The following is a 531-nucleotide window of genomic DNA, read 5'->3' on the forward strand; positions in this document are numbered from 1 at the left end:
TGCCGCCGGCAGCGTACCGCGTGATGGATCGGGCGTATCTCGTGTCCCGAAAATCGTTCCCATACGGCGAGGATGTCGAGGTGCGGTTTCGTTGCGGCGCATTCGAAACACCGGAAGCCGTGCCCGAATCGCTTGTTGCGTGGATGCTGCTGCAGCTCGGCACGCTGTCCGCGCACCGTGAATCAGAGCTCGATGGAACGGTTAGTTCGCTGAGCGAGGATTTCACGAACCGACTCATCGCGCGTCACGCGATCGTCAGCATGTAGTGAGGACAGTATGCGCGCGGGAAAACGGAACGAGCGAATCGTGATCGAGCGCCGAAGCGGTGCAGTAAACGAGAACGATGAGCCATTGCCGGATGCGTGGGTTGAGCATTCGAAGCCTTGGGCGGACGTGCTGTTCATCAGCGGAAAAGAGCACATCGTTTCAGGTGCGGTCCGGGGTTCGGCGGTGGCCAGCATGCGCATCCGTTATCGGGCTGGTATCGACGAGCAGATGCGTGTGCGGTACGACGGCAGGCTGTACGACATT

2 protein-coding genes are annotated in these 531 nt (G+C 60.3%); both read left to right on the plus strand.

Annotated features, from left to right (window positions below; all coding sequences use genetic code 11):
• Positions 1-266: head-tail connector protein (locus AC3IFE_RS18350; protein ID WP_489191458.1), on the plus strand; the 266-nt coding region annotated here is incomplete at its 5' end.
• Positions 267-276: 10 nt separating this feature from the next.
• The coding region (locus AC3IFE_RS18355) for a phage head closure protein (RefSeq protein ID WP_489191460.1) at positions 277-531 on the plus strand (255 nt) is incomplete at its 3' end.

Source organism: Burkholderia sp. APQ4-4ca, assembly GCF_057837105.1.